This window comes from Amycolatopsis sp. NPDC003731 (assembly GCF_053586895.1).
On sequence record NZ_JBSFNC010000263.1, the window covers coordinates 1 to 6,500 of the forward strand.

At 71.1% G+C, this 6,500-nt stretch carries 6 protein-coding genes; 3 read left to right on the top strand and 3 right to left on the bottom strand.

The features are described from left to right. Positions 1-106: 106 nt before the first annotated feature. Positions 107-916 carry an Fpg/Nei family DNA glycosylase gene (locus tag ACWDN5_RS45860; RefSeq protein ID WP_449680692.1) on the bottom strand — a complete coding sequence of 270 codons (810 nt, stop codon included), beginning with the start codon at positions 914-916 and terminating at the stop codon, positions 107-109. Further along, entirely contained in the window at positions 916-1,389 is a 474-nt protein-coding gene (locus ACWDN5_RS45865; RefSeq protein WP_310972143.1) for a ribose-5-phosphate isomerase, read from the bottom strand. The genes ACWDN5_RS45860 and ACWDN5_RS45865 overlap by 1 nt, the downstream gene beginning before the upstream one ends. 45 nt (positions 1,390-1,434) lie before the next feature. On the opposite strand from ACWDN5_RS45865, the gene ACWDN5_RS45870 reads away from it, so the two are divergent. Beyond that, positions 1,435-2,157 (top strand): 2-phosphosulfolactate phosphatase, encoded by a 723-nt coding sequence (locus tag ACWDN5_RS45870; protein ID WP_449680693.1) that lies wholly within the window; start codon positions 1,435-1,437, stop codon positions 2,155-2,157. After that, positions 2,154-2,963 carry an MBL fold metallo-hydrolase gene (locus ACWDN5_RS45875; RefSeq protein WP_449680694.1) on the top strand — a complete coding sequence of 270 codons (810 nt, stop codon included), beginning with the start codon at positions 2,154-2,156 and terminating at the stop codon, positions 2,961-2,963. Before ACWDN5_RS45870 ends, ACWDN5_RS45875 begins: the two co-directional genes overlap by 4 nt. Before the next feature lie 48 nt (positions 2,964-3,011). Here the strand turns inward: ACWDN5_RS45875 and ACWDN5_RS45880 are convergent, their stop codons facing one another. Continuing rightward, positions 3,012-3,632: a mycothiol-dependent nitroreductase Rv2466c family protein gene (locus tag ACWDN5_RS45880; RefSeq protein WP_310972140.1), complete on the bottom strand. Its 621-nt coding sequence runs from the start codon at positions 3,630-3,632 to the stop codon at positions 3,012-3,014. A gap of 155 nt (positions 3,633-3,787) precedes the next feature. Between ACWDN5_RS45880 and pepN the strand changes: the two genes are divergently transcribed. Then, a complete protein-coding gene (gene pepN / locus ACWDN5_RS45885) occupies positions 3,788-6,355 on the top strand; it encodes an aminopeptidase N (RefSeq protein WP_310972666.1) in 2,568 nt (855 codons plus the stop codon). The last annotated feature ends 145 nt before the right edge of the window (positions 6,356-6,500 follow it).

A 6,500-nucleotide genomic window follows, 5' to 3' on the forward strand; every position in this document is an offset into this window, starting at 1 on the left:
GCAACGTCATTCCGAGTCACCACATGACCAAGACCGGACCCTAACCGCACCAAGTACGGCACCACCAACCCTGACACTGAGAGTCATTCGCGACATTGCTGTGGGGTCAGGCGGGCTGACAGCGAGGGCACCAGTAGAGGTTGCGCCCCACCAGTTCCGAATTCGCCACCGGTGTCCCGCACACCAGGCACGGCTCTCCGGCGCGGCGGTAGACGTAGACCTCGCCGCCGTGGCGGTCCACCCGGGCCGCGCGGCCCATCGCTTCCGGCAGGTGTTCCGGCCGGACCGTGTCGATGCGCCCGACGCGGACGCCGTCGCGCATCAGGGTCACCAGGTCGGCCCACATGTCGTCCCACAGCGCGCGGTCCAGCGCCCGTCCGGGCGTCAGCGGCGCGACGCCGTGGCGGAACAGCACTTCGGCGCGGTAGACGTTGCCGACCCCCGCGAGCACCGCCTGGTCCATCAGCAGCGCCGCGATCGACGTCTTGGACCGCGAAATGCGCGCCCAGGCCAGCTCCGGTTTCGCGTCGCGGCGCAGCGGATCCGGACCGAGCCGGGCCTTGATCGCGTCGGCCTGTTCGGGGGCCAGCAGTTCGCAGCGGGTGGGCCCGCGCAGGTCCGTCCAATGTGTCCGGCCGGCCAGCCGCAGCCGGACCTGGCCCACCGGTTCGGGCGCGGGCAGCGGCGATTCGCCGAAGGTGCCGTAGAGCCCGAGGTGGATGTGCACGATGCCGTGCGGGCCGTAGTCGTGGAAGAGGTGCTTGCCGTGCGCCTCGGCGCCGGCGAACACCTGACCGTCCAAACGGGACGCTTCGGCGGCGAACCGGCCCTGCGGGCTGCTCACCGCGACCGGGGCGCCGGCGAACCGGCGTTTGTGCAGCCGCGCGAGCCGGTGGAGCGTGTGCCCTTCGGGCATCAGGCCTCCGGCAACGCCGGCGGGGTCCCGGTGCGCTCGTAGTCGAGGAGCTGCTGGACGCGGCGGGCGTGCCGCTCCTCCGGCGAGACCTCCGTCGCCAGGAAGGCCTCGACGATCTCGACGGCCTCCTCGGCGGTGTGCATCCGGGCGCCGACGCCGATCAGCTGGGCGTGGTTGTGCTCGCGGCACAGCTTCGCGGTCTCGACGCTCCAGGCCAGGCCGGCCCGGGCGCCGGGCACCTTGTTGGCGGCGATCTGCTCGCCGTTGCCCGAACCGCCGACGACGATGCCGCGGCTGCCTTCGTCGGCCACCACGCGCAGCGCCGTCTCGACGCAGAACGCCGGGTAGTCGTCGGCCGCGTCGTAGACGTGCGGACCGATGTCGGTCACCTCGTGGCCCTGCTTCTCCAGGTGAGCCACCAGGTGGTTCTTCAGCTCGAAACCGGCGTGGTCGGATCCCAAGTAGACGCGCACGGCCAGGAGTCTGCCACCCGGGCCGATCTCGGGCATGCTCCGGGGGTGGGGATCTGGGAGCAGACCGGCAGCGACGTGCGGCTCGACTGGGGCGCCGAAGGGGTGGCCGCCCTCGGCCGCGAATGCGCGGTGCTGGTGATCGTCGACGTGCTTTCCTTCAGCACCACCACGGACCTGGTGGTCGGCCGCGGCGGGCGCGCGCTGCCGGTCCGGTGGCGCGACGATCGCGGGGTCGCCCGGGCCCGGGCGGCCGGGGCGGTCATCGCGGGTGAGGGCGGATTCACCCTCCGGCCGTCTTCTGTGACGGACATCCCTCCGGGCACCTTGCTCGCCCTCCCCTCACCCAATGGCGCGACGCTCTGCGACGCCGCCGCGGCGACCGGCGCGCACGTGCTCGCGGGCTGCCTGCGCAACGCCTCCGCCGTCGCCGCGAAGGCCGTCTCACTGGGCGGCCCGATCGGGCTGATCGCCGCGGGGGAACGCTGGGGGGTGAACATTTTCGGTGACGGCGAAACGTTCGGCCCGCTGCGGCCGTGTGTGGAGGACCAGGTGGGCGCCGGGGCGATCGCCGCCGCGCTGGCCGGTTACGGTCTTTCGATGTCCGCCGAAGCCGCTCTCGCCGCCCGGTCCGTCGACGCCGGGGCCCTGGTGAACTGCGTGTCGGGGCGCGAACTGGCCGAGGCCGGCCACGGCGGCGACGTCGCCTTGGCCGCGCGGATCGACGTGAGCGACGCCGCTCCCGTCCTGCACGAAGGAGTACTGGCATGACCGGCCGCTGGATCGAGGTCGCCGACGGCGTGCACGCCCGCCGCTACGAGGAGCTGGACCTGACCGTCGGGCTGGTGGTGGGCGCGGAGCGCTGCTTGGTCGTCGACACCCGCGGGGACCTCGAACAAGGCGCCGAACTGGCCGCCGCGGTCCGCGAGATCACGCCGCTGCCCTGGGCCGTCGCCTACACGCACGCGCACTTCGACCACGCCTGGGGCACCCAGGCGTTCCTGCCCTGCGAGGTCTGGGCGCACGAGCGCTGCGCGGCCGAGCTGGGCGGGGACCTCGAGGCCGTCCGCGGGAAGTGGGTCGAGCACTACCGCAAAGAGGGCAAGCCGGACATCGCCGACGCGATCTCCCGCACCACCATCGCGGCGCCGGACCACACCTTCACCGGCCGCGTCGAGCTGGACCTCGGCGGCCGCACGGCCGTCTTGCGGCACCTCGGCCGCGCGCACACCGACCACGACGTCGTCGTGCACGTCCCGGACGCGGCGGTCGTCTTCGCCGGCGACGTCGTCGAACACGCCGAAGCGGGGTTCAGCGAGTATTCGTTCAGCGACGAAACGGACCTGACCGCCTGGCCGGACACGTTCGACGCGATCCTCGGGCTGGCCCCCCAGGTGGTCGTCCCCGGCCACGGCGACCCGGTGGACGCGGAGTTCGTCCGCTACCACCGCGACGGCCTGCACGAGCTGATCACCCTCAAAGCGGGCGTGGGCCGCGGCGAGACGACCGAGGTGGCCGCCGTGGCCGCGTCCCGCTACCCCAGCGACGTCACCCTGGCCGCCCTCGCGACGCCGTGACGGCGAAGGGGCGGTGGCCCTCTGCGCCACCGCCCCTCCCGCGACCCCCTAGTCGAAGTTCAGCTCGCCCGTGCGGGTGCGCTTGAGCTCGAAGAAGTCCGGGTAACTCGCCATCGCGACGGCGCCGTCGAACACCTTCAGGGCGTCCTCCCCGCGCGGGATGGAGCTCAGGACCGGGCCGAAGAACGCCACGCCGTCGATGTGGATCGTCGGGGTGCCGACGTCCTGGCCGACCGGGTCCATGCCCTCGTGGTGGCTCTTCTTCAGCGCTTCGTCGTACTCGGTGGAGTGCGCGGCTTCGGCCAGTTCGGCCGGGGCGCCGATCGCCGCCAGCGCCTCCTTGATGACCGAGTCGTAGTCCTTGTTGCCCTGGTTGTGGTAGCGGGTGCCGAACTCGGTGTAGTACTCGCGCAGCACCTCTTCGCCCTTGAGCTGCGAAAGCGCCACGGCCACGCGCACCGGGCCCCAGCCCTTCGCCAGCAGCTCCTTGTACTGCTCGGGCAGCTCGTCCCGGCCTTCGTTGAGCACCGACAGGCTCATGATCCGGAAGTTGAGGTCGAGGTTGCGGTGCTTCTCCACCTCCAGGATCCAGCGCGAGGTGATCCACGCGAACGGGCAGATCGGGTCGAAGTAGAAATCGACCTTCGTGGGCTGCTCGGCAGCGGTCATCGGGGTACTCCTCCGGGCACGTCTCGATGTGGGCGGACCCCCACACGAGGAGGCCAACACCGGGAAACGCGGGGTTGTTCCCTTATCGCCCGCCACCCCGTCCCCATGATTGGATGCGGGGAGTTGAAAACCGATACCAACGACCAGAGGTGCCTGTGCCCGCCCCCAACCTGACCCGCGACCAAGCCAAGCTGCGCGCGGATCTGCTCGACGTCACCGGTTACGACATCGAGCTCGATCTGACCGACGGCCACGGCGGACCCGGGGAGAAGACCTTCGCGTCGACGACGACCGTCCGGTTCTCCAGCGCCCGGGCCGGCGAATCGACGTGGGTCGACCTCGTCGCCGACCGCGTGCACTCGGCGACCCTGAACGGCGCGGACGTCGACGTCAGCGCGTACGTCGAGGACAAGGGCATCGCGCTGGCCGGGCTGGCCGAGGCCAACGAGCTCACGGTGTCCGCCGACTGCCGGTACATGAACACCGGCGAGGGCCTGCACCGGTTCGTCGACCCGGTCGACGACGGCGTCTACCTGTACACGCAGTTCGAGACGGCGGACGCCAAGCGCATGTTCGCCTGCTTCGACCAGCCGGACCTGAAGTCGGTCTACCGGCTCACGGTGATCGCGCCGAAGGACTGGAAGGTCGTCTCCAACGCCATCGTCGAGTCCGCCGAGGAGACCCCGGAAGGCGCCGTACGCACGGTGTTCAAGGAGTCCGAGCGGATCTCGACGTACCTCGTCGCGCTGGTCGCGGGCCCGTACGCCGAGTGGCGTGACGAGTACACCGACGACCACAAGACCATCCCGCTGGGCATCTACTGCCGCGCGTCGCTGGCCGAGCACATGGACGCGGACCGCCTCTTCACCGAGACGAAGCAGGGCTTCGGCTTCTACCACGAGAAGTTCGGCACGCCCTACCCGTTCTCCAAGTACGACCAGCTGTTCGTGCCGGAGTTCAACGCGGGCGCGATGGAGAACGCGGGCGCGGTGACGTTCCTGGAGGACTACGTCTTCCGCAGCCGCGTCACCCGCTACGCCTACGAGCGGCGCGCCGAGACGCTGCTGCACGAGATGGCGCACATGTGGTTCGGCGACCTGGTCACCATGCGCTGGTGGGACGACCTGTGGCTGAACGAGTCGTTCGCGACCTTCGCCAGCGTCCTGGCCCAGGCCGAGGCGACCGAGTACAAGAACGCGTGGACCAGCTTCGCGAACATCGAGAAGTCGTGGGCCTACCGGCAGGACCAGCTGCCCTCGACGCACCCGATCGCGGCCGACATCGTCGACCTGCACGCGGTCGAGGTCAACTTCGACGGCATCACCTACGCCAAGGGCGCGAGCGTGCTCAAGCAGCTCGTCGCCTACGTCGGGCTCGAGCACTTCCTCGACGGCCTGAAGGTGTACTTCGGCAAGCACGCCTGGGGCAACGCGACCCTGGCCGACCTGCTGGGCGCGCTGGAGGAGGCGTCCGGCCGCGACCTGTCGTGGTGGAGCGCGCAGTGGCTGGAGACGACCGGGCTGAACTCGCTGAGCCCGCGCTACGAGGTCGGCGCGGACGGCACGTTCACGTCGTTCGCGGTCGTGCAGTCCGGCGCGAAGCCGGGTGCGGGTGAGCTGCGCACGCACCGCGTCGCCGTGGGCGTGTACGACGAGGACGCGGCCGGCAAGATCGTCCGGACCCAGCGCGTCGAGCTGGACGTCGACGGCGAGCGCACCGAGGTGCCGGACCTGGTCGGCCGGCCCGCGGGCAAGCTGGTCCTGGTCAACGACGACGACCTGACGTACTGCACGATGCGCCTCGACCCGGCGTCGCTGACGACGCTGATCGACCGCATCGCGGACATCACCGAGCCGTTGCCGCGCACGCTGTGCTGGTCGGCGGCGTGGGAGATGACCCGCGAAGCCGAGCTGAAGGCCCGCGACTTCGTGACGCTGGTGCAGCGCGGAATCCACACGGAGACCGAGGTCGGCGTGGTCCAGCGGCTCCTGCTGCAGGCCCAGACGGCCCTGAACTCGTACGCGGAGCAGGACTGGGCGGCTTCTCGCGGGTGGCCGGCGTTCACCGGGCGGCTCCTGGAGCTGGTCCGCGACGCGGAGCCGGGTTCGGACCACCAGCTGGCGTTCGTGAACTCCCTGGCGGGCTCGGTGCTGGACGAGGCCACGTTGTCGGTGTTGTCCGGGTGGCTCGACGGGTCGGCACCGCTGCCGGGGCTGACGGTGGACACGGACCTGCGCTGGCGCCTCCTGCACGCACTGGTGGCGCACGGAAAGGCGGACGCGGCCGAGATCGACGCGGAGCTGTCCCGCGACAACACGGCAACGGGCCGCCGCCAGGCCGAGCGCGCCCGGGCGTTGAGGCCGACGGCGGAGGCCAAGGCGGACGCGTGGCAGCGAGCGGTGTACGACGACGAGCTGCCGAACGCGGTGAGCGACTCGTTGATCTCGGGCTTCTCCCACCCGGGCCAGAAGGCCCTGCTGGGATCGTATGTCCCGCGGTACTTCGAGGTGATCGACGAGGTGTGGCAGCGACGTTCGAGCGAGCGGGCACAGCCGATCGCCATCGGCCTGTACCCCTCGTGGGCGGTCGACGCGGAGACGGTGACGGCCTCGGACGAGTGGCTGGCAGGCGACCACCCCCAGGCACTGCGCCGCCTGGTATCGGAGGGCCGGGCGGGAATCGTCCGAGCCCTGGCGGCACGGGACTTCGACGCCCAGAGCTGAGTTTCCGGGTGGTGGGCCGTGCCCCGGCATGGCCCACCCCCGGCAGCGCAAGGCTCCCCTCCCGACGCAAGCCCACCCTCCCGACCCAAGCCCACCCTCCCGGCCACACCCCCCTGCCGACCCGATACGCAGCCGAACCAGCGGC

Coding starts and splice junctions, on each gene's coding strand:
- ACWDN5_RS45860 (WP_449680692.1), bottom strand. CDS start 916: ATGCCCGAAGGGCACACGCTCCACCGGCTCGCGCGGCTGCACAAACGC.
- ACWDN5_RS45875 (WP_449680694.1), top strand. CDS start 2,154: ATGACCGGCCGCTGGATCGAGGTCGCCGACGGCGTGCACGCCCGCCGC.
- ACWDN5_RS45880 (WP_310972140.1), bottom strand. CDS start 3,632: ATGACCGCTGCCGAGCAGCCCACGAAGGTCGATTTCTACTTCGACCCG.